This window comes from Pallidibacillus pasinlerensis (genome assembly GCF_009996845.1).
Lineage (GTDB): Bacteria > Bacillota > Bacilli > Bacillales > Caldibacillaceae > Pallidibacillus > Pallidibacillus pasinlerensis.
On the sequence record NZ_JAACYS010000040.1, the window covers coordinates 1 to 20,264 of the forward strand.

Here is a 20,264-nt window from a genome sequence, read left to right on the forward strand (position 1 = left end):
TTTACAAAAAAATGCTGAAATCAAAATAACCAATATGTATAATTAAATATGTTGTGCCTGATCGTTTTATACATTAAATTTTAAACGTAGCGAGCACTTGTTTAAAAATACAAGAAAAGGTTTTTTTCGAAAGTATAAGGAGTGAACGATAATCGAAACAGATATTATTCTCATCATAAAAATGATTATTATTGGTTTAGTTCAAGGATTTACAGAACCGATTCCGATTTCATCTAGTGGACACGTAATGATTGCTAGTGAAATCCTAGGACTTGGTGAGCAAGGATTTACTTTTGCTATTCTTACAAATACCGCTTCACTACTTGCAATCCTTTTTATCTATCGACATGATATAAAAAGACTTGCAATTAACTCGATTCAATTTTTGAAAACGAGAAAAGAAGAATATAAAAGTGATTTTCGCTTTGTTTGTTTTATCGTAGTTGGTACTATTCCAGCGGGTGTTCTCGGTGTGTTACTTAAAGATGTCATTGCCGAAAATGTAGGAATGACAACAATTGCGATTATGCTTTTCGTTACAGGAATTGCTTTATGGTTAATCCGCAATTTAAAAGGTACGAAAAGTGATGACGATATTACGTTGAAGGACTCTATTCTTGTAGGTTTAGGACAATCTGTTGCTCTAATTCCAGGCATTAGCCGCTCTGGTGCTACAATCATTTCCGCTATTGCTGTCGGCATGAAACAAGAAACAGCGCTTCGTTTCTCGTTTATGTTATATATTCCGGTCAGTCTCGGTGGTGTAGTCCTCGGGTTTACTGACTTTCTTGATGAACCAAATAAAGCTGCACTTGCCCTTCCATATACGGCAGCATTTATCGCAACATTATTTATGACTTATTTTGCCTTAAAATGGTTTATGGGCATTATGAAAAGTGGAAAACTCGTGTATTTCACTTACTACTGTTTTATCGTTGGAATATTACTCTTAATTTTCTTCTAAAATGGAGAGTTGAATAAATATCGGTGACGCTTTGCTTTAAAGCAAAGCGTCATTTTTTATTGTACTAGAAAAGAAAAGACCGAATCTGATTGATTCAGTCTATTTATAAATTTAATGTAAACCTATTCCTTTTCTTCAATCGGGGAAAGCTGTGCTTCAATTTCTGCTCGCCGAGGTTCTAAAAACGGTGGTAACTCAAGTTTCTCCCCTAAATGTTCAACGTCGCTATCAACTAAAAAGCCCGGACCATCAGTAGCAATTTCAAATAAAATCCCATTCGATTCCCGGAAATATAAACTTTTAAAGAAATGCCGGTCAACTATTCCAGAAGAACTAAAGCCCCGTTCTTTCACTTTCGCTTCCCAATAAGTTAGTTCTAATTTATTTTTTACCCGAATCGCTAAATGATGGATACTGCCACGTCCCGGTCTTTCTGATGGACCATCTAATTGTTTGACGAGAATTTCACCAAACACTTCCCCTTCAATGGATTGGAAAATCGCTTCATCTTCTGTACGACTCACTTCCGTATAACCAAACATTTCCGTTAATGTACGTGCTAACTTTTCCAGTCGTTTTACGGTAATTTCAATTGTCCCCATTCCTTGAATTTGATGATCAACTGGAACAGAAGACTTTTCCCATGTTTCCCAATGCTCAACTTTCTCACCATTTGACACGATTAACACTAAACGCAGCCCTTCTGGATCTTCAAACTTCAACGCTGGACGATTCGCATAAGTGGAAATCTCACCATGATATACACCATGTTCTTCAAAGCGTTTTTTCCAGTAATGCAAACTTTCTTCCGATGGTACGAGTAAACCGATTCTCGTTATCGCGTTTGTACCGCGGTGGGTTTTCCCTACCATTGGAATTTCAAAAAATGTAAGCTCCGTACCTGGACTACCCGTTTTATCTCCATAAAATAAATGATACATGGATGGGTCATCTTGGTTTACCGTTATTTTCACTCGACGTAACCCAAGGATATTTTTATAAAAATGATTATTTTGACTCGCATTTTTCGTAATCATCGAAATGTGATGGTGACCAGGGATTTTATACATTAAACGTTTCCTCCTAAACTTTGGTTTACATATGGAAAAATTTCGTCACTTTCACTTTACGCATCCTATGATAATAAGTCAATCAAAATATCTCGAATTAGAGATATTAATTCAAAAAACAGATTGAATCACAATGTCCAGTCTTAATTACATTATTTCTTTGCATTCTCAACTAATATAGTTAAGGACGCTTTTCCCACGGTTCCAATTGCCCAACAATGTGCACCTTCTTTTTCTTCTTTATCGCTTCAATGACTCCCTCGGAGATTTCTTGATGGGTTAGCCATCTTGAGTGCTCTCCTTCAATGATAAATCCTAATTGAACTTGATAATAAACACATTGCGAAGGGATTGGATCCTTTTTCTTTATTTCTTCTAAATTTGAGCTACTGCCTAATACGTGGAATAATTCCCAATAATTTTTGCCCTCAGAAACTACATTAGTAATGAGGGAAAGGGTATCTTTTGCATATGAATGAATCCAGGCAACGACTAAATCAATATTACCATTTTGCTTAATCGTATCCTTTAGTTTTTCTTTAAGCATATTTTCATTTGTATAATCAAGAACTAGCGGGGTAAAACATTCTTTTGCTTGTGCTCTCTTCATTAATTTTTGTATTCTGTCAGAATTTCGGGCAATTACTGACACATGATACCCCTTTTCCACTAACCAAAGGGAAACGTCCGCTAACATACCGGTTCCACCAATAACTAATGCGTGCTTCATCTTACTCTCCTTCACCTTGGTCTTTCAAGATTTTTTTGGTACACCGAACCCGTCCCCCTGTACCACTTTCATTGTTCTCCCACCTTTATCGACTTAGATTAATAAACTGCTTTCTTCCTAACTTTTTGATAGATTAAGGTTACTAACGAAATCAGGTATGAGAACCCTATCGCACCAAAAAGCATGTATGATAAAAATATTATCGTCCCTTCTCTTTTCTCAACAAAAAATACAACATAAGCAGCTACACAAAACAATAATATTGGTAATATACTAACGAAAGTGACCAATCCTTTTCTACCTGCTAATTTCCACTTGTTTTTAAAAATTGTTATGGTTGCCCAAACAAGCGGAAGTGCAATTACTGTGAGAATTGTAGCGATAGTAAAAAGAATTGATTCTACTATACCAGAGCTAAATATTTCCCCAATCCATAATAGTACTGTAATTAAAACAAAGGGCACTACAACTTTACTCATTGTCCGACCGGATTGTGCATATTTTTCCACTTTTGTTCCTTGATCGGTATATAACGGTTTTGTACCTCGGTTTGCTCGAAATAAATGTAAATCCCCATCAGAAGCAATATGTGTCCATCCTGTTTGTGCACATAACTCAATGTATTCTTCTTTTTCATCATCATTTAAGAATCGATAATCAATATTATAGATGTAATCACGACTTTCTCCTTTTTCAAGTTTATATCCTCTAATCGAGAAATCATAAACATGCCAACCTTGCAACGAATATTTTCTTAACTTTTTCATATCCTTTTCTTCAAAAAATGCTAATCCCTCTGAGGTAATTTTTTTCGTTTGTTTCATCCCTCAACCTCCCTTAGTCCGTTCTCCGCAATTTCAATCATTCTCTTTCGAACAATCAATTCAGCTTCTAAAACCTCTTTACCCTTGTCAGTTAAATAATACGTTTTTCTTCTTGAATCCGAGTTATCGTACAAATAAATCCAGTCTTGCTTTAGCAATTTTTTAATAATCGTATACATGGAAGCTGGTCCGATAGAAACAACTCCATTGGATGTTTCTTCAATCAAACTCATAATTGCATAACCATGTCTCGGTTTCGTTAAAGCAGCCATAATATAAAACATCGAATCAGTCAGTTGTTCATACTTTTTCAATTGATCACCTTCTTTAATTTCACGGAATATATCATTTTTTGATATATCTGGTTACAATATATCAGTTTATGATATATTTGTCTACACTAAATTTTACAAATAATTTCGTTTACTTATTTTTTAGTGGAAAATTCCTGCTATAATTATTGTTAATTTAAAAAGTTGGTCGCAAATCGTAGAAAAAGCAGAATACTAGGAAGGGAAAATCGCTAATGGAATACTCATTAAATATAATTTCTTTTGAATATAAATTTATAAGTGATAAAGGAATTATCTCGAATAAGGATAAAATAAACGTCCCTACCATATTAGCTGTAGAAGCTACTGTTACAATAAAAATTAATAACGAATTATACTTCGAAACAGAACTTGCAATTCTTGAATTTTATAAAGCTTTATATGAATGGAAAGAGCAAATCAAAGGAGATCATATTCCTGAATTTCATTATTACACGATTGAATATGGTGACTATGAAGATGGCGCAATCTTGTCACTCATTCCATTTTCTAATAAAGCCCGAGTAAAAACCATTTGGGCAGAACAAGATTTGTATAATGTTTTTGAATTAGAATATATTGTGAATGAATTTATGAAATTTGAAGAAAACTTAAGGCAAGATATTGAGGACTATTTTGAAATCAATCTTAATAAATTTATTAAACATATTCCATGGATGACTAGCCCCTAAAGTTTTTCATGCATTTTAAGCACCGAAAAAAAAAGACTAGATTACAATCGAATCCAGTCTCAACGTTTAATAGCAAACAGCAGGCAAAATGAATCTACCTGCTGTTTATTGAGCTAGTGTATTGAATTATATTTAAACAATTACACAAGAGAAAGTGCTTTTTCATCCGCAATAACGGTTACATTCGGATGATTTTTTAAGATGGAAGCTGGTAAATCTTCTGTAACTTCACCTTTCAACATTTGAGCAATTGCGTTTGCTTTACTTTCACCATAAGCTAGAAGAATAATCTCTTTGCTTTCCATGATTGTTCCAATTCCCATTGTGAAAGCTTGTGTAGGAACTTCATCTAATGAAGAGAAGTAAATGGAATTTGCTTGACGTGTTGATTCTGTCAAATCAACAACGTGTGTTCTCATTGTAAACGGTGTACCAGGTTCGTTAAAACCAATATGACCGTTTACGCCAATACCAAGAACTTGAATATCAATTCCACCTGCATCCTTGATTTTTTGATCATAGTCCAAGCATGCTTGTTTTAAATCAGTAGCAGTCCCATTAGGTAAGTTCACGTTTTCTTTTAAAATATCAACATGGTTGAAGAATTTGTCGAACATATAATAATTATAGCTATTTTTATCGTCTGCAGATAATCCTATATACTCGTCCAGGTTAAATGATTTTGCAGATTTAAAGGAAACTTCACCAGCTTGATATTTTTCAATTAAATAACGGTACATTCCTTCAGGTGTAGAACCGGTTGCTAGACCTAAAATAGGATTTTCTAAAGTTTTTACTCGGTCTGCAACAATTTCACTTGCCTTTTTACTCATAGTTTCATAATCTTTTACGCGAATGATTTCCATTGTGAATTTCTCCTTTTTAGACGTCACTATTTAGTTTTTCCGTTCAGATAATCATCCGCATTTTCTTCCCTTTGTCCATAGAGTCACCTCTATGATTTAAGGAAGAAATTACGACTTGCGGTCAGCCGGAAGGTATCCGCCGAAAACTCGATAAACCTTCTCCTCGTCAACTAATCCATTAACCATATCAATTTACTCAACATTACAGTTTCACAAAGGAAAGTGATCATGCTGAATAAACGCTCTTGTAAAAGAGAAGATGGTTAATAAGAATTAGTCCAGGCGCTTTTATTAATTTTTTCTACTATCCTCCTTTTTTGTTAAAAATACAGTCTAATTATATGTCTATGCTTCACACGTGTCAATGAATACTTTGTGAAAAGTTTCATAACCATTTTATAGGAATTTCCTTTAAGGCGATTGACACAAAAAGAAGCATACCTTTTTCGTACGGTGAGGTCATGCAATTGAACGATGATCACTACTTTTTAAAATAGGTTTTAAGTGGAGGAAAAAAATCTCCCTCCACTTCGTATCGATTATTTATACAAGTTCTTCAACTTTTAATAGGTTGTCTAAAGCATTTAATGCCTCTACTGCATCCTCACCGTTTGCAACGATTTTGATTTCGTCAGCTTTACTAATTCCTAACCCTAAAATCGCCATAATTGATTTTAGGTTGACTTCTTTGCCATTGAAATTCAACTGAATATCCGAACTAAATTTGCTAGCTGTTTGAACAAGCTTTGTCGCTGGGCGTGCATGAATTCCTGTTTCAGCTTTAATTGTATACGTTTTCTCCATTCTATTAATCTCCTTTACATATAAACATCGAATCAACTCATACGTATCGTAAATCAACTTACCACCTGTATAACCAATTAGGTGTGGTAATAAATATTTCACCATTGGGTCGACTAAAACTGCTAAACTTTCATTCGGAAACCAACCAGCTGGAATAAATAAAGCTGTAATTAATCCCCATGCGATAAATGCCCCAATATTAGGCATAACCATTGAACTTAAAAAGTTACCGAACTTCTGAACCCCAACTTTAGCACTGTTTTTTTGTTGAGACACATCTTCCTCTCCCTTCTATTTATAATTCATTTATATTGCTTCTAATTTAAGTCTAAAAAATAAAACGCTTACAAACAATGATTAGTAGAACTAACTTTGTCGTCTGAAGTTATGCCAAAACTTTTATTAGTTGGGATGTACTGTTAAATAAGGGATATAAAGGTGATATTTCTCAGTTTTAGGACACAAAAAACTCCCCTTTAGATAAACAGATTTTTTCTGTCTAACTTAAGGAGAGTATATCTAATTTGATTCAGTCTATATGACCGAATCAATAGCGTAAGTAAACCAACTGAAAAAGAACCGAAGACAGACTGAGCCCTTATTGGACAAGGATTATGGGACTTTATAACTTTTGAGTTAAAAAGAAAAAGACTGGACCCGCTACTGGATCCAGCTCAAATTGTATTGATTTTTGATTGGTAAAAAACGATTGAATGATGATTGAAAAAACCATCTGAATATATATTTTTTCTCCCGCTCTTCTCTCCGCTTCTCTTTCCACTCAGAAACCTACTTAGTTCCATCAGGGAAGAACAAAGTTACTTGGGGAAGACATAGTATTTGGCAGATACTATTTTCTATAATATTAAAAGCTGTATTGATTGCATCCACTTCCTCTATTGTAACGAAATATTTTCCTTTTAGCGTTTCAGACATAAGGTGACAGACCAACCAATATTTGTAATACTGGTTATCTTAAACGAATATGGAGTGGTATATAAAATTATGATCAATTACGTATTTTATATGAAAATGTAAAATATTGTAGATTTTTGCAATCATTTTATTTTACAAATTTTGCATTTATTTATTAAAATGAAAGTGCTTCACAAATATAGAAAAAGGAGAAAACAAATAATGAAGCGTTTCAAAAAAGCGTTAGTAGCTGTTTTAGCTAGTGGTACTTTGTTTGCTATAGGAATATTATCTGTTTCTGCCGCAACACCTGTCTATTCATCTTTGAGTCCAGCACATGAAACGAAAATAGGAGACAGTAAGTCATTCACAAAAAAATTGTCATGGGGTGGCGGAGTAACAAATACTTACAGAGTTAGTTATTATGATGGTTTAGCTACTGGATTTTATGACCCATCGGCAAATTACTATTCTACTAGTTATAACAAAACGTACAATAAAGGCAGTTTAAGCAAGAAGACTTGGAATACGAATCTATATGTATCGAATGGATCAAGTTATACATCCTATGGTAGCGTAACTTTAAAAGACCGTTAAACAACAAAACTATCATTATTACCCTAGTTTCTTAGAAACTAGGGTAATAGTTTCATAGGAGCGAATTGCATGATTAAGGTAGAAAATGTTAGCAAGAAATTCACAACAAAAACTTCTTCCTCAGAGGTTTTAAATAGTGTTAACTTACATATTTCAAATGGTTCATGGACTTCTATAGTTGGACCATCAGGTTCTGGAAAATCGACATTGTTAAACATTATATCTGGTTTATTAAAACCTGATTCAGGTGAAATATATTTTAATGATACAAATATTTATCAGCTAAAGGAACAAGAACGGAGTGATTTAAGAAGGAAACGTATCGGTTTTGTTTTTCAGGACTTTAAGTTATTACCTTACTACTCAGTTATTGACAATGTTATCCTTCCTATCATTCATGAACATAAGAAAGAAGAACTATACAAACAAGCGAAAAAATTGCTAAAGACAGTTGGTATAAGTGAATCTATACACAACCGATTACCAAAGGAATTATCAGGAGGCGAAAAGCAACGTGTTGCAATTGCAAGGGCACTTATCGCTAATCCAGATTTGCTAATTTGTGATGAACCAACTGGAAATCTCGATAGCAAAAACCGTGATCAAATTATTAACTTATTAAATAGTTTAAGAGAACAAGGGAAAACCATGATAGTCGTTACTCATGATATGGGCGTAGCTGTTCATGGAGATGAAATTTATGAATTAGTAAATGGGAAAATAAATCAAACTGAGGTGGTGATATGATACGTCTTGTTTTTGAACGTATAAAACACCGAAAAGCCACAGGGATTATTATATTAATTGCATTTATTAGTGTTTTTACCCTTATCCCGATCGGATTAGAACAATCCAAAACTTCAAAGGTAATTGTTCATGATTCAATCGAAAATTATGGTCGTGGAAGCTATGACCTACTTGTTCGTCCAGCAGACTCACAAACCCTTATTGAAGATGAGTTGGGCATGGTTGAGGAAAATTATGTAGGCGATAGTAAAGGTGGCATATCACTAGAAGAATGGAAACAACTGAAAAATAATCCTGACATTGAAATAGCGGCACCTGTTGCTTCTCTTGGTTATTTTAAAGGAAAACAATTCTCTCTTGAACTTCCAATATTAGATGAACCTACAAGATTTACGTATCAGTTTTACACATCCGATGGTCTTACCGAATATCCATTAGGAAATAAAGAATCTATTATGTATTTCGAAAACCCGAATCCGGGTCTCATTCAATACCTAAAAAGTGATGATAACGAAAATTCGGTAAGTGCGGCAATGACCATGTTTATGCCAGAAAATTATAATCTTCTCGTAGCTGTTGATCCAGAAAGTGAATCAAAACTAACTGGTATTGATTTTTCTGAACTGGAAAATGAAATTAAAGACCCTATGATGAATGACATTTTACATAATTATGGTAATCCCCCAGTAATAAAAGTCTTACAAAGAGATAATTTAAACATACCAGTATATCTTAAATTGAAGGTAGATCAACTTAATGTAAATATAGGAGAGGTTCGAAAATATCTGGAATTACAGGAAGATCAATGGCTGATGGATACTTCTCCAGATAAATTAGTTACAGCCTTTCAGAAACTAGACAAAATTATACCGGAAAATACTAATACCTTAGAGATTGATTTAACTAATTTTAATAAGCCATTTGATGGTACAGCGGTACAATTGAATGAAAAATTTATGCCAATTCTAGGCGAGCGTTTTATGCAAAGTTTTGATACATCTACATACTATACAGCATCTAAAATTAGTTATGATAATATACATGATTTACCAAGTGTTCGTATTAATACACCTGGAAGCCCCCCTTCCTATAAATTAGTAGAACAAAAAGGAGTTTCTATGATTGAATCATCGGAAGTTCCCTTTATGGTCTATCAGGTTGGTACATTTTCTATGGACAGTGAACATAAAAATAAGTTAGCAGCTAGTCCTTTAGGAATATATGGTGATATGAGTGCTGTATCAGAAAATGGTCACGTATTAACGCCGACCACAGAACCAGGCAGTTTTATACCTTCACCTGCTAGTGGGATCACAACACTTGAAAATGCAGAGCTTATAAAAGGTGAAAAACCCATTGATGCGATACGGGTTAGAGTGGCTGGAATTGAGAATTATGATACAGCTGCACAACAAAAAATAGAAAAAGTAGCAACAGACTTATTGCACAATGGCTATGAAGTAGATATTGTCGCAGGTTCTTCCTTTAAAGAGATGACATTAGATGTTGAAGGTATCGGAAAAGTAAAAGAATCATGGACTACATTGGGAGTTGCTCAAGATTTAACAGATACATGGAATGTTATGAACTTCATAACGACCATTTTATTAAGTGGGTTTGGAATTCTTTGGCTAATCATTCGATTAACCTTTGAAAACCATACGTTAGTGCAAGAAAATGAAATACTTACTATTATTGGTTGGAAAAAGAGTAAAATAACTTGGTTACGTCTTTCCGAACGAGTAATCGTAATATTCACTGCCTACATTGTTTCTCTGATTGTTTTGAACATAGTACATGCAAAACTATATATGTATGGGGTTGTGTCTATTCTGTTTTGTATTTCCTTCGTCATATCTGCCATACTGCTAAATGTAAAAGGAAAACCCAACAAGCGAGAGATAGGTTACAAAAAATTTGCTTCGATATTTTATTATAAAAAGTTTTTTATACCTATGATATTCATTCTCTGTTTATCAATCATGTTAATTTCAATTCAAATTGCCACTCTTGGGGATTCTTTTTCTAGCTCAATTGTAACAAGTTTGGGGCAGTTTATTGGACAAGAAACAATCTGGTTTCAAATCATTGTTACTCTTCTTGTCATCTATTTAAGTATTGTTTCATTTACTGACGGGCTAAGTACATTATTTATGGAAAGAAAACAAGAATTTGTGATGTATCATGTTATTGGTTGGACAAAAAGAAGAATATTGAAATATGTCTTTAAAGAGTCAATAGTTTGGTTTGCGTTTTCTTGTATAATTGGCTCCCTAATAAGTGGGCTTATCCTTAATCAACTAAGCATACAAATCTTTTGGATTTTCATTGGTATAGGTACTTCAATAGTTGTGATGTCTGTTATTCTTACTATAATCCTACTAACACGCAGAAGCATCAAACCTGGAAATAAAGTAGAATAAATTGGCATTTTATATAGCATGATAAAAATAGTAACAAATAGTATTTCCTTACCGCCCTATTCTTGCAACTATTCCTAGATCTGTTATTATCAATATTAAAACATCCATGAGATTGATAGAATCCTTCTATCAATTCTCAAATGGGTGTTTTTTATTTTATAAAATATTACGAAGAACTTTCAGATAATGTGGGGAGTATTAACAACTTTTATGGATGTTAAACACAATGATTAATAAATCAATACAAACATCAGATACCATTTCTGCTATACCTATAGAATAATTTATACATTTAAACAGCAAACACACTTTTAATTATCAACAGTTGGGTAAGCCTTGTATTAACTATGATTTAATCTTATACTCTTATTCCTCCTGTACCCATTCATTTCCAAAGGCTTCTAGCATAATATAACTCATGAATTCCCTTTCTCTATTCCTGGATATTTCCTTGGAAAATTAGTGTTGTAGTGATCTAGTTCTTTTTCAAATAAATTCCGCTTTTGGACTTCTCCAAGCGTAATTTTGAAGTATTTCGCTGGTATTCTCCAATATCCTTCATTTGTTTGAAAGGCACCAGGATATTTCCCTTTTTACACCAATGTTGAATTGTCTGTTTGAACTCCAATAATTCCGGCGACTTCCGGAAGAGAATAGACATTGTCATAATTCTCATTAATTATTTCCACATCTTTTTCTTTATTCATGGAAAACAACCTCCTGGCATTTTACTGTAGTTTTATATTAGATAAATATATTGTTTCATTCCAGTATAATCTATAATTATATATCATAAAAAGAGACCAACCATTAAATTAGTCAGTCTCAATTAATTTAACTACTTGTTTTCTTTTGGGAGCCATTTATTTTTTGTCCTATATAACCCTACTCAACCGTCACTGACTTCGCTAAATTCCGCGGTTTATCCACATCACAACCACGGTGAAGGGCTGCATAATAAGAAATAAACTGTAACGGAATGACCGAAATTAATGGCGTTAAAATTGGATGAACTTCAGGTAACACAAATGCATCACCCTTCATTTCTAATCCTTTCATTGAAATGATACATGCATTCGCTCCACGAGATACGACCTCTTTTACATTTCCTCGGATGTTTAAATTAACATTTTCTTGAGTTGCTAGAGCAAACACCGGCGTTCCATCCTCTATTAAGGCAATTGGTCCGTGCTTAAGTTCTCCACCAGCGAAGCCTTCTGCTTGAATATAGGAGATCTCTTTTAATTTTAAAGCCCCTTCTAAACAAACAGCATAATCAAGTCCCCGTCCGATAAAGAAGGCGTTACGAGCGTCTGTTAAAAATTCCCGTGCCATTTTTTCAAAATCTTCACGATGGTCACAAAGGGTTTCCATTGCACTTGCGACAATACTTAGTTCTCGTGATAAATCTATTTTTGTATCAATATTTTTCCCTTTTGCTACAACTTGAGCTAATATAGCAAGAACCGCTACTTGGGCCGTATAAGCCTTTGTTGAGGCAACAGCTATTTCCGGACCTGCATGTAATAACAATGTATGATCAGCTTCACGAGAAAGAGTTGAACCAGGTACATTCGTAATCGTTAACGCATTATAGCCCAATTCTTTTATTTTCACTAATACGGCACGGCTATCCGCTGTTTCACCACTTTGCGAAATGAAAATAAACAAAGGTTTTTTTGTAAGAAGTGGTGTGTTATACACAAATTCACTTGCGACATGCACTTCAGTTGGGATTTTTGCTAATCGTTCAAAAAAGTTTTTTCCAATCATTCCCGCATGATAACTTGTTCCAGCCGCCACAATATAAAGCCGGTCAGCTGCTTTTACCGCGTCAACAATCGCTTGATCAATTTGTAAATCTCCTTGGTTGTCGGAATATTCCTTTACAATTTTCCGAATGACAATCGGCTGTTCATCAATTTCTTTTAACATGTAATGAGGATATGTTCCTTTTTCAATATCACTTGCATCGAGCTTAGCAATAAAAGGTTTACGTTCCACATTTTCCCCAGTCAATGATAATATTTGTACGTTATCCTCACTAACGATTACCATCTCTTTATCCATTAATTCAACAAATTCCTTTGTTACTTGGAGCATAGCCATGGCGTCCGACGCAACTACATTAAAGCCGTCTCCTAACCCAATTAGTAATGGACTTTTATTTTTCGCAACATAAATAGTTTCTTTATTATGGCGATCAATCATTGCAATCGCATAAGAGCCTTCTAATTTACTTAATGTTTTACGGAATGCCTCTTTCACTTCTAATCCTTCATTAACAAACTTCTCAACTAATTGGACAATCACTTCCGTATCTGTGTCGCTTTTGAACGTAACATCTGACAGAAATTCTTCAATTAAAAGTTCATAGTTTTCAATTACACCATTATGAACGATTGTAAAACGCTCTGAAGCACTTTGATGGGGATGGGCATTGATTTTATTTGGTTTCCCATGGGTAGCCCAACGTGTATGGCCTATGCCTACTGTTGCTGAAACTTCCGTATCTACGATTTTCCGTAATTCAGCAATTCTACCTTTTTCTTTAAAAAGGTGAACCCCTGCTTCATTTATTACCGCTATTCCTGCCGAATCATAACCGCGGTATTCTAACTTTTCTAATCCTTTCAATAAAATTTCTTTCGCATCTTGATTTCCGATATATCCAACGATTCCACACATATTTTCGTCCTCCTACAAAGAGGAGACAAGATATCACATGCTTTTTATATAATTTGGGGACATCTTGCCCCTCAGTGTTTTTAATCAAACGTTCGTTTAATATTTACGCCTTTTCTTCCCTTTGTGCAGAAAGTCACCTCTCTGTTTTAAGAAAGAAATTTCGGTTGGCGTATTAACCGGAAGGCATCCGCCGAAAACTCGATAAACCTTCTCCTCGTCAACTAATTTTAGTTTACCCACTTCATTCAATATTAACGAAACATTGAATGAGTTAATCCAATGTTGGCGTTTTTATTGAACGCTCATTTTAGAGAAAAATGGGTCACAAAAAATTAGTTCTGGCGCTTTAAAATATTACTTACGATCCTCCTTTGTAGATTTAATAAAATGAACGGGTTAATTTTAAATAAAATCCCGTTACACGTCAATAAAAAATTATATTCTACATTAACTATATTTGTTATATTAATAAAAAATTTATTCAAAAAATATGCACAAAGGTTTAAAAGCCTCTGTGCATATTTTATTTCACTTATTCTTTTAAGCCCATTTCTTGTTCAACAACTTGCGCAATCCGCTTTACAAATGATTCACACTCTTCAGCAGTTGGTGCCTCGACCATTATACGAACAAGCGGTTCAGTTCCTGACGGACGAACGAGCACACGACCGTTACCAGCCATTTCACTTTCAACTTCGGCAATTACTTCTTTTACTTTTTCGTTATTCATTACTTCATGTTTGTCCGTTACTCGAACATTAATCAGTTCTTGTGGATATTTTGGCATTTCTTTTGCAAGTTCAGAAAGTGGTTTTTTCGTCTGTTTTAAAATATTCACTAACTGAAGACCAGTCAACATACCGTCGCCAGTCGTATTATAATCTAAAAACACAATATGTCCGGATTGTTCTCCGCCAAAATTGTAGCCATTTTTTCTCATCTCTTCTACAACGTAACGGTCACCGACTTTTGTAGGGATACTTTTGATTCCTTGTTCTTCTAAAGCTTTATAAAAACCTAAATTACTCATAACTGTTGATACGACCGTTTGTTGTCTTAAACGACCTTCTTCTTTCATATATTTCGCACATATGTACATAATTTGGTCGCCGTCAACGATACCGCCTGTTTCATCAATAGCAATACAGCGATCCCCGTCACCATCAAAGGCTAAACCAATATCGGCGCCTTTTTCTAAAACAAATTTCGCCAATGCATCTGGATGTGTTGAACCTACACCTTCGTTAATATTTAATCCATTTGGTGAAGCGCCCATAGTGGAAATATCCGCATCTAAGTCAGCAAACAAGTAGTTCGCAAGGGATGAAGTTGCCCCGTTTGCACAATCCAGTGCAACATGAATACCAGAGAAATCTTCATCAACAGTTTGTTTTAAATATTGTATGTATTTTTGACCACCTTCAAAGTAATCATTAACGACACCAATATCCTCGCCTATTGGACGGGGTAGTGTATCTTCTTCTAAATCTAAATATTTTTCGATTTCTGCTTCTTGTTCATCTGTTAATTTAAATCCATCGGAGCCAAAAAATTTAATACCATTGTCAGCTACCGGATTATGTGATGCTGAAATCATAACACCTGCGTGGGCACTTAATGCCTTCGTTAAATATGCTACTCCAGGTGTTGAAATAACACCTAATCGCATAACTTCTGCACCAATAGATAGCAAGCCTGCCACTAAGGCCCCTTCTAGCATATGGCCTGAAACCCGTGTATCACGACCGATTAAAAATTTCGCTCTAGGCTCTCCTTTTGATAATACATAACCACCAAACCTACCTAATTTAAAAGCTAATTCAGGGGTTAATTCTGTATTTGCTACACCTCTGACTCCATCTGTACCAAAATATTTACCCATGATTATTCTCTCCTTCCAATCTCAAGCATTCCGATTTTCTTCCTCACTTAATTTTCCATTGTAGTTTCTGTAATTTCATCTATCGCTACGATTATCGAATTTCTTTCTAACTTCCACGATACATTATTCGGACCGTTAACGTCGATCTCTATTTCATGTTCTCCAACATCTAAATCAGCAACATTAATTGATAAGTCAAAATCACTCTTGCTAACGCTTCGAAGAACACCTTCCCGACCAGTGACGGTTAAATCAACTTGTCCGTTTCCTGGTTCTAGAAAAGTTAATGTATATTTCTCTTCATCTAACCCTATATAACCTATAGGTATATTTTCAAATGTTCGAGCATCCACTTTTTCTACATCTATTTTAACGGTAACAGTCTCCGGGACTGAAGCAAACACATCATCTTGAAATGGAATCGGTACTTCTATTTCCTGACTTTCAGTAATCTCACTTACATCGACAGGTACCGTCAGACTTGTAATCTCTTCTAAAACATTCTTTTTCCCATATATAACAACTTCATTTATCTCTGATTGAATTCTTTCAATAATGATATTTTCAGGTGGAGTACCTATTTGCTCAAATTTAAGAGATACCTTTTTTTCAGGACTATTTACTGGTATCGTCACTTTAACCTCTTTAGGTTCAACGACCACATTTAGTTTATCTAAATTTTGGTCTAGAACCGTTAAAGTAGCTTTTTGGGTTAAATCTCGATTGATTCCACCTTCATGTTCAATAATTGCAAGGACATAACTAATTCGGTCGACAACATCTTTACCACCTGTAACTGTTGCTGTTTTAGGTTCTACAACTGGTTCTCCTGCTGTATAACCTTCTTCTAACAATGATGTGTTAAATTGTACTTCAACTGAAAATTCCTGCGTTACTTTTTCTTGCATATTGACTTTGGCCTTACTTGGCTCAATTTGAACTGTTAACTTATCGGAAATATCTTCAATTTGGAACTCAACCTCTTGTGTTCCAATATCGGCATCATACAAATCTAAGAAAACAGTAAAATTACGTAGATTTTCCGTTGATCGGACTATACTTGATGGTCCTTCAATTAAAACAGTGACTGTTTGTGGTGAGCTTGTGACGACATAATTTTCTTCATCGTAATATAATTGAACAGGAACATCCTCGATTACTGCAGTAGAGTCATTGTTCGCCGCAGCTGGCCTGTCACCTTTCTCGTCAATATACGCTGTTGTATAAAGTAATAAAGCAACTAGTAGAGCAAGAACTCGGACAAACCATTTACTTTCCATTAACTTATCAAAAAATTTATCCATTATTTTTTCACCCACTTGCTCCAAAGATTAGCAGTTGTTGGTGGCTCTGTATTAATTAAACGGTCAATTAACATATCCTTCAATTGTTCAAGCGTGATATCGCGATGTAGTTCGCCATTTTTCGTTAATGAAATTCCACCCGTTTCCTCAGATATGATTACCGTAATACTATCGGTTACTTCACTAATCCCAATTGCTGCCCGATGTCGTGTACCAAGTTCTTTCGGAATAAAAGGATTTTCTGAAAGTGGTAAGTAACATGCAGCAGCTTTAATCTCGTAATCCTGAATAATGACCGCTCCATCATGAAGTGGTGTATTTGGTATAAATGTATTAATTAGAAGTTCACTACTTACTTCTGCATTCATTGGTATTCCTGTTTCAATATAGTCGTTTAAACCGGTTTCTTGGGCAATGGATATTAATGCACCAATTCTCCTTTTACCCATATATTCACAAGCTTTGACTATCGCATCAACAAGTTGCTCTTGTTTTTCCACTTCTTTTTGTTTTATTCTTGTAAAAATTTTACCTCGGCCCAGGTGTTCGAGCGCTCTGCGTATTTCCGGTTGGAAAATAATAATAATCGCTAAAAATCCCCAGTCAATGATCTGTTTCATCAACCACCCTAAAGTTCGCAAGCCAAACAAATCACTTAGTCCTCGTAAAACGAGAATAATAAAAATCCCATTTATTAGTTGGACGGCTTTTGTGCCTCTAACAATCATAAAAATTTTATATAATATATACCAGACAACTAAAATATCAACGATACTTGCTATGTAATCAAGGATTGTAAAATCATCAAAAAAGTTCGCAAAGAGCATAAACGTTCCTCCAATTATCGATGCAAACAACTTCAGCTATTGTTACGATAAAACCATATAGTGGTTCTAAAGTATTATATTATTAGTATATGTAAACATCCTGTGCCATATTTTTATATTATACCATTTAAAAAAATCATACGCTATTTCACATTATGACAACGAGCTAGCCGAGAGTCAATTATTTCCTCTAAGAAAATAAAAAAGTTGTCCCAAGAAAGGACAACTTTACACGTTAAGAACCAGCTAATAAATTTATGAAGCTATTTACACCATTTTTAATTTGATACCATAACCAACTAAAAATCTCATTGATTTCTTCTACTTTCCCTGTAACTTCACCAGCACTGGCTAAATATTTATCACCATTTACAACTGTTACATTGCCATCAACTTTTCCTTCAATACGAATATCGCCGTTTCGAACAACAATATCCCCTTCCACTGTTTCTCCTTCAGGCACAATCGCTGTATTATTTTCAACAACAATATTCGGAACCTTTGTTACTGAAAATTGTTCAGCATCTCCCCATGATGAGAAAAGACTTCCTGACATTAAAATAAGGAATATAGCAGCAGCTGTTAGAAACGGATGATGACTAAACCAGCGTTTAATACCAACTCTTTTCTTCTCTCGTGGCAAATTCTGCATCACTTTTAAAGTAAAATCATCCGATGCTTTTATATGTGACATACTTTGAACTAATGCAATCGTTTTTTCTAATTCATGTAAATCTTGCTTACAATCGGAACATATTGCTAAATGGTCTTGAAGGATTTGTTCATGTTCAGGTGAAATTTCTCCATCCAAGTACTCATGCATATATTCTTTAATATCTACAGGACATTGATTCACATCTTTCACCTCACATTAAATATTGCGGAGCTGCTTTCTTAAAACTTCTCTTCCTCTATGTATTCGAGTTTTAACTGTTCCGATTGGTAAGTCTAACACTTCACTAATTTCTTTTAATGATAACTCTTCAATATATTTTAATACAATCGCAGAACGATACTTCTCTGGTAAGTTTAAAATTTCCATTTGAATGAGTTCCTGCAACTCCATCTTTGCAACCTTTTCATCAGGAGTCATCTCCTTCGATTGAACTTGTGAATATAAGTTTAATCCATCTGTACCTTTTACTTCAGCATCTAAAAAATAATCCGGTTTCTTTTTACGAATACGGTCAATACATAAATTTGTTGCAATCCGATATAACCATGTGGAAAATTTCCGATTGATATTAAATCGATCAATATTAACATACGCTCGAATAAAGGCTTCCTGTGATGTATCTTCAGCTTCGTGGGCATTCCCTAACATACGGTAACAAAGTTGGTAAATCCGGTCTTTATAAACTTCTACAATTTCTCCAAATGCGTTATGGTCACCTTTTAAAACCTGTTTTATCCGTGACTTTACAAATTCTTCCATCTTTACCCTCCGCTCCATGCGGCTTATTTATTAATACGTTTTACCACAAATAAAGTTTCATTTTATCCTTCAATTATTATACTACTTTTTTAACATTATTAAAGGATTTAAAAATTTCTCACAAAAAAACACCACGGTTTTATAACCGTGGTTGAATAACTAATCTATGAATCTTATGTAACACAATATGTATCACGTAAAACTATAATAACCGCTCTCCAAATAATGCTCCCATTAAATCAACTGCTAGAATTCCTGTTTTATTACGTTCATCCAAAATTGGATTTACTTCAACAAATTCTGCTGAAGTAATAATTTCAGCTTCCGCTAACATTTCCATCGCCAAATTACTTTCTCTATAATCTATACCACCGACAACCGGTGTTCCAACGCCTGGCGCAAACAATGGATCTAGAGCATCTAGGTCAAGAGACAAGTGGACACCATCCGTCCGTTCTTTCAAATAACTTATTGTTTCTTCCATTACCCTTGTCATACCTAATCTATCTATTTCATGCATCGTATAAACTTTAATTCCTTTTTCTTTAATTAATTGTTTTTCTCCAGGATCTAATGCCCTGGCACCGATTATAACAATATTTTCAAATTTCACTTTCGGAAAATATCCACCTATTTCCGTAAGCTCATTTTCTCCTAATCCAAGGCTTGCTGCAAGTGGCATACCATGAATATTTCCAGAAGGTGAGGTTTCAGCAGTATTCAAATCTCCATGTGCATCATACCAAATGACTCCTAAACTATTAAAATATTTAGAAACTCCTGCTAACGTACCGATTGCTATACTATGATCCCCGCCTAACACTAACGGAAAATCTCCTCTTCTCATAATATTATCGACCTTTTCCGCTAGCTTTTTGTTTGCAGTAACTACAGCTTCTAAATTCCTTAATCCTGTTTTTGGGTCTGTTACTAATTTCGGTCTACCAATCTGAATATCTCCCATATCGTGCACTTCATAGCCGATTTGTTCAAGTCTTTCGATGACTCCTGCATAGCGAATAGCACTAGGGCCCATATCAACTCCTCGTCGTAGTTGGCCTAAATCCATTGGTGCACCTACAATTGAGATTCTTTTCTTCATAGTAAAACCCCCCTTATTATTAATCGTATAAATTTTCGCGAAATGACTCAACACGACAAAAAACTGCATAATTATTCGTTTAT

19 protein-coding genes and 1 pseudogene are annotated in these 20,264 nt (G+C 34.6%); 5 read left to right on the forward strand and 15 right to left on the reverse strand.

Annotated elements, in window-relative coordinates; all coding sequences use genetic code 11:
• The first annotated feature begins 181 nt into the window (after nt 1-181).
• Nucleotides 182-964: an undecaprenyl-diphosphate phosphatase gene (locus GW534_RS09430; RefSeq protein WP_202630887.1), complete on the forward strand. Its 783-nt coding sequence runs from the start codon at nt 182-184 to the stop codon at nt 962-964.
• A 122-nt stretch (nt 965-1,086) separates the two neighbouring features.
• Here the strand turns inward: GW534_RS09430 and GW534_RS09435 are convergent, their stop codons facing one another.
• The 4 genes from GW534_RS09435 to GW534_RS09450 form a co-directional block, all read right to left on the reverse strand.
• Complete coding sequence (locus GW534_RS09435; RefSeq protein ID WP_161920774.1) at nt 1,087-2,034, reverse strand: ring-cleaving dioxygenase; 948 nt, start codon at nt 2,032-2,034, stop codon at nt 1,087-1,089.
• 181 nt (nt 2,035-2,215) lie between these two features.
• Nucleotides 2,216-2,764 (reverse strand): short-chain dehydrogenase, encoded by a 549-nt coding sequence (locus GW534_RS09440; RefSeq protein WP_161920775.1) that lies wholly within the window; start codon nt 2,762-2,764, stop codon nt 2,216-2,218.
• A gap of 98 nt (nt 2,765-2,862) precedes the next feature.
• A complete protein-coding gene (locus GW534_RS09445; RefSeq protein WP_161920776.1) occupies nt 2,863-3,588 on the reverse strand; it encodes a DUF2812 domain-containing protein in 726 nt (241 codons plus the stop codon).
• Nucleotides 3,585-3,902 (reverse strand): PadR family transcriptional regulator, encoded by a 318-nt coding sequence (locus GW534_RS09450; RefSeq protein WP_161920777.1) that lies wholly within the window; start codon nt 3,900-3,902, stop codon nt 3,585-3,587. Before GW534_RS09450 ends, GW534_RS09445 begins: the two co-directional genes overlap by 4 nt.
• 212 nt (nt 3,903-4,114) lie before the next feature.
• Between GW534_RS09450 and GW534_RS09455 the strand changes: the two genes are divergently transcribed.
• Nucleotides 4,115-4,591 carry a DUF7878 domain-containing protein gene (locus GW534_RS09455; RefSeq protein WP_161920778.1) on the forward strand — a complete coding sequence of 159 codons (477 nt, stop codon included), beginning with the start codon at nt 4,115-4,117 and terminating at the stop codon, nt 4,589-4,591.
• 140 nt (nt 4,592-4,731) lie between these two features.
• On the opposite strand, the gene nagB is transcribed toward GW534_RS09455, so the two are convergent.
• The 4 genes and pseudogenes from nagB to GW534_RS09475 all read right to left on the reverse strand — a co-directional run bounded on the left by nagB (nt 4,732) and on the right by GW534_RS09475 (nt 7,042).
• Nucleotides 4,732-5,457, reverse strand: coding sequence for a glucosamine-6-phosphate deaminase (gene nagB, locus GW534_RS09460; protein ID WP_161920779.1), 726 nt, complete (start codon nt 5,455-5,457; stop codon nt 4,732-4,734).
• Nucleotides 5,458-6,000: 543 nt separating this feature from the next.
• A complete protein-coding gene (locus GW534_RS09465) occupies nt 6,001-6,261 on the reverse strand; it encodes a phosphocarrier protein HPr (RefSeq protein ID WP_161920794.1) in 261 nt (86 codons plus the stop codon).
• A gap of 45 nt (nt 6,262-6,306) precedes the next feature.
• Nucleotides 6,307-6,474 (reverse strand): annotated as a pseudogene (locus GW534_RS09470) (PTS mannitol transporter subunit IIBC); the annotation flags it as partial.
• A gap of 409 nt (nt 6,475-6,883) precedes the next feature.
• The gene (locus GW534_RS09475) at nt 6,884-7,042 is read right to left on the reverse strand and encodes a hypothetical protein (RefSeq protein ID WP_161920780.1); all 159 of its coding nucleotides are present in this window, start codon (nt 7,040-7,042) and stop codon (nt 6,884-6,886) included.
• A gap of 356 nt (nt 7,043-7,398) precedes the next feature.
• Between GW534_RS09475 and GW534_RS09480 the strand changes: the two genes are divergently transcribed.
• From GW534_RS09480 to GW534_RS09490, 3 genes are all read left to right on the forward strand, one after another.
• A complete protein-coding gene (locus GW534_RS09480; protein WP_161920781.1) occupies nt 7,399-7,773 on the forward strand; it encodes a hypothetical protein in 375 nt (124 codons plus the stop codon).
• 69 nt (nt 7,774-7,842) lie between these two features.
• A complete protein-coding gene (locus GW534_RS09485; protein ID WP_161920782.1) occupies nt 7,843-8,520 on the forward strand; it encodes an ABC transporter ATP-binding protein in 678 nt (225 codons plus the stop codon).
• Nucleotides 8,517-10,943, forward strand: a complete 2,427-nt coding sequence (locus GW534_RS09490) for an FtsX-like permease family protein (protein ID WP_161920783.1) — start codon at nt 8,517-8,519, stop codon at nt 10,941-10,943. Before GW534_RS09485 ends, GW534_RS09490 begins: the two co-directional genes overlap by 4 nt.
• 885 nt (nt 10,944-11,828) lie before the next feature.
• Here the strand turns inward: GW534_RS09490 and glmS are convergent.
• From glmS to rocF, 7 genes are all read right to left on the reverse strand, one after another.
• Complete coding sequence (gene glmS / locus GW534_RS09495) at nt 11,829-13,631, reverse strand: glutamine--fructose-6-phosphate transaminase (isomerizing) (RefSeq protein WP_161920784.1); 1,803 nt, start codon at nt 13,629-13,631, stop codon at nt 11,829-11,831.
• Nucleotides 13,632-14,163: 532 nt separating this feature from the next.
• Complete coding sequence (gene glmM, locus GW534_RS09500; RefSeq protein WP_161920785.1) at nt 14,164-15,513, reverse strand: phosphoglucosamine mutase; 1,350 nt, start codon at nt 15,511-15,513, stop codon at nt 14,164-14,166.
• Nucleotides 15,514-15,560: 47 nt separating this feature from the next.
• Entirely contained in the window at nt 15,561-16,817 is a 1,257-nt protein-coding gene (locus GW534_RS09505; protein WP_161920786.1) for a CdaR family protein, read from the reverse strand.
• Nucleotides 16,817-17,644, reverse strand: a complete 828-nt coding sequence (cdaA, locus tag GW534_RS09510) for a diadenylate cyclase CdaA (protein ID WP_161920787.1) — start codon at nt 17,642-17,644, stop codon at nt 16,817-16,819. The genes GW534_RS09505 and cdaA overlap by 1 nt, the downstream gene beginning before the upstream one ends.
• A 235-nt stretch (nt 17,645-17,879) precedes the next feature.
• Nucleotides 17,880-18,500 (reverse strand): anti-sigma factor, encoded by a 621-nt coding sequence (locus GW534_RS09515; RefSeq protein WP_312854652.1) that lies wholly within the window; start codon nt 18,498-18,500, stop codon nt 17,880-17,882.
• A 15-nt stretch (nt 18,501-18,515) separates the two neighbouring features.
• Nucleotides 18,516-19,079 (reverse strand): RNA polymerase sigma factor SigW, encoded by a 564-nt coding sequence (gene sigW, locus GW534_RS09520; RefSeq protein WP_161920788.1) that lies wholly within the window; start codon nt 19,077-19,079, stop codon nt 18,516-18,518.
• 202 nt (nt 19,080-19,281) lie between these two features.
• Nucleotides 19,282-20,181, reverse strand: coding sequence for an arginase (rocF, locus tag GW534_RS09525; RefSeq protein WP_161920789.1), 900 nt, complete (start codon nt 20,179-20,181; stop codon nt 19,282-19,284).
• Nucleotides 20,182-20,264: the final 83 nt, after the last annotated feature.

What these genes read in the sequence shown, in the direction of transcription:
- nagB (WP_161920779.1), bottom strand. Translation starts at nt 5,457, where the DNA reads ATGGAAATCATTCGCGTAAAAGATTATGAAACTATGAGTAAAAAGGCA.
- GW534_RS09445 (WP_161920776.1), bottom strand. Translation starts at nt 3,588, where the DNA reads ATGAAACAAACGAAAAAAATTACCTCAGAGGGATTAGCATTTTTTGAA.
- GW534_RS09490 (WP_161920783.1), top strand. Translation starts at nt 8,517, where the DNA reads ATGATACGTCTTGTTTTTGAACGTATAAAACACCGAAAAGCCACAGGG.
- GW534_RS09430 (WP_202630887.1), top strand. Translation starts at nt 182, where the DNA reads ATGATTATTATTGGTTTAGTTCAAGGATTTACAGAACCGATTCCGATT.
- sigW (WP_161920788.1), bottom strand. Translation starts at nt 19,079, where the DNA reads ATGGAAGAATTTGTAAAGTCACGGATAAAACAGGTTTTAAAAGGTGAC.
- GW534_RS09480 (WP_161920781.1), top strand. Translation starts at nt 7,399, where the DNA reads ATGAAGCGTTTCAAAAAAGCGTTAGTAGCTGTTTTAGCTAGTGGTACT.
- GW534_RS09455 (WP_161920778.1), top strand. Translation starts at nt 4,115, where the DNA reads ATGGAATACTCATTAAATATAATTTCTTTTGAATATAAATTTATAAGT.
- glmS (WP_161920784.1), bottom strand. Translation starts at nt 13,631, where the DNA reads ATGTGTGGAATCGTTGGATATATCGGAAATCAAGATGCGAAAGAAATT.
- GW534_RS09485 (WP_161920782.1), top strand. Translation starts at nt 7,843, where the DNA reads ATGATTAAGGTAGAAAATGTTAGCAAGAAATTCACAACAAAAACTTCT.
- glmM (WP_161920785.1), bottom strand. Translation starts at nt 15,513, where the DNA reads ATGGGTAAATATTTTGGTACAGATGGAGTCAGAGGTGTAGCAAATACA.
- rocF (WP_161920789.1), bottom strand. Translation starts at nt 20,181, where the DNA reads ATGAAGAAAAGAATCTCAATTGTAGGTGCACCAATGGATTTAGGCCAA.
- GW534_RS09505 (WP_161920786.1), bottom strand. Translation starts at nt 16,817, where the DNA reads ATGGATAAATTTTTTGATAAGTTAATGGAAAGTAAATGGTTTGTCCGA.
- GW534_RS09435 (WP_161920774.1), bottom strand. Translation starts at nt 2,034, where the DNA reads ATGTATAAAATCCCTGGTCACCATCACATTTCGATGATTACGAAAAAT.
- GW534_RS09465 (WP_161920794.1), bottom strand. Translation starts at nt 6,261, where the DNA reads ATGGAGAAAACGTATACAATTAAAGCTGAAACAGGAATTCATGCACGC.
- cdaA (WP_161920787.1), bottom strand. Translation starts at nt 17,644, where the DNA reads ATGCTCTTTGCGAACTTTTTTGATGATTTTACAATCCTTGATTACATA.
- GW534_RS09440 (WP_161920775.1), bottom strand. Translation starts at nt 2,764, where the DNA reads ATGAAGCACGCATTAGTTATTGGTGGAACCGGTATGTTAGCGGACGTT.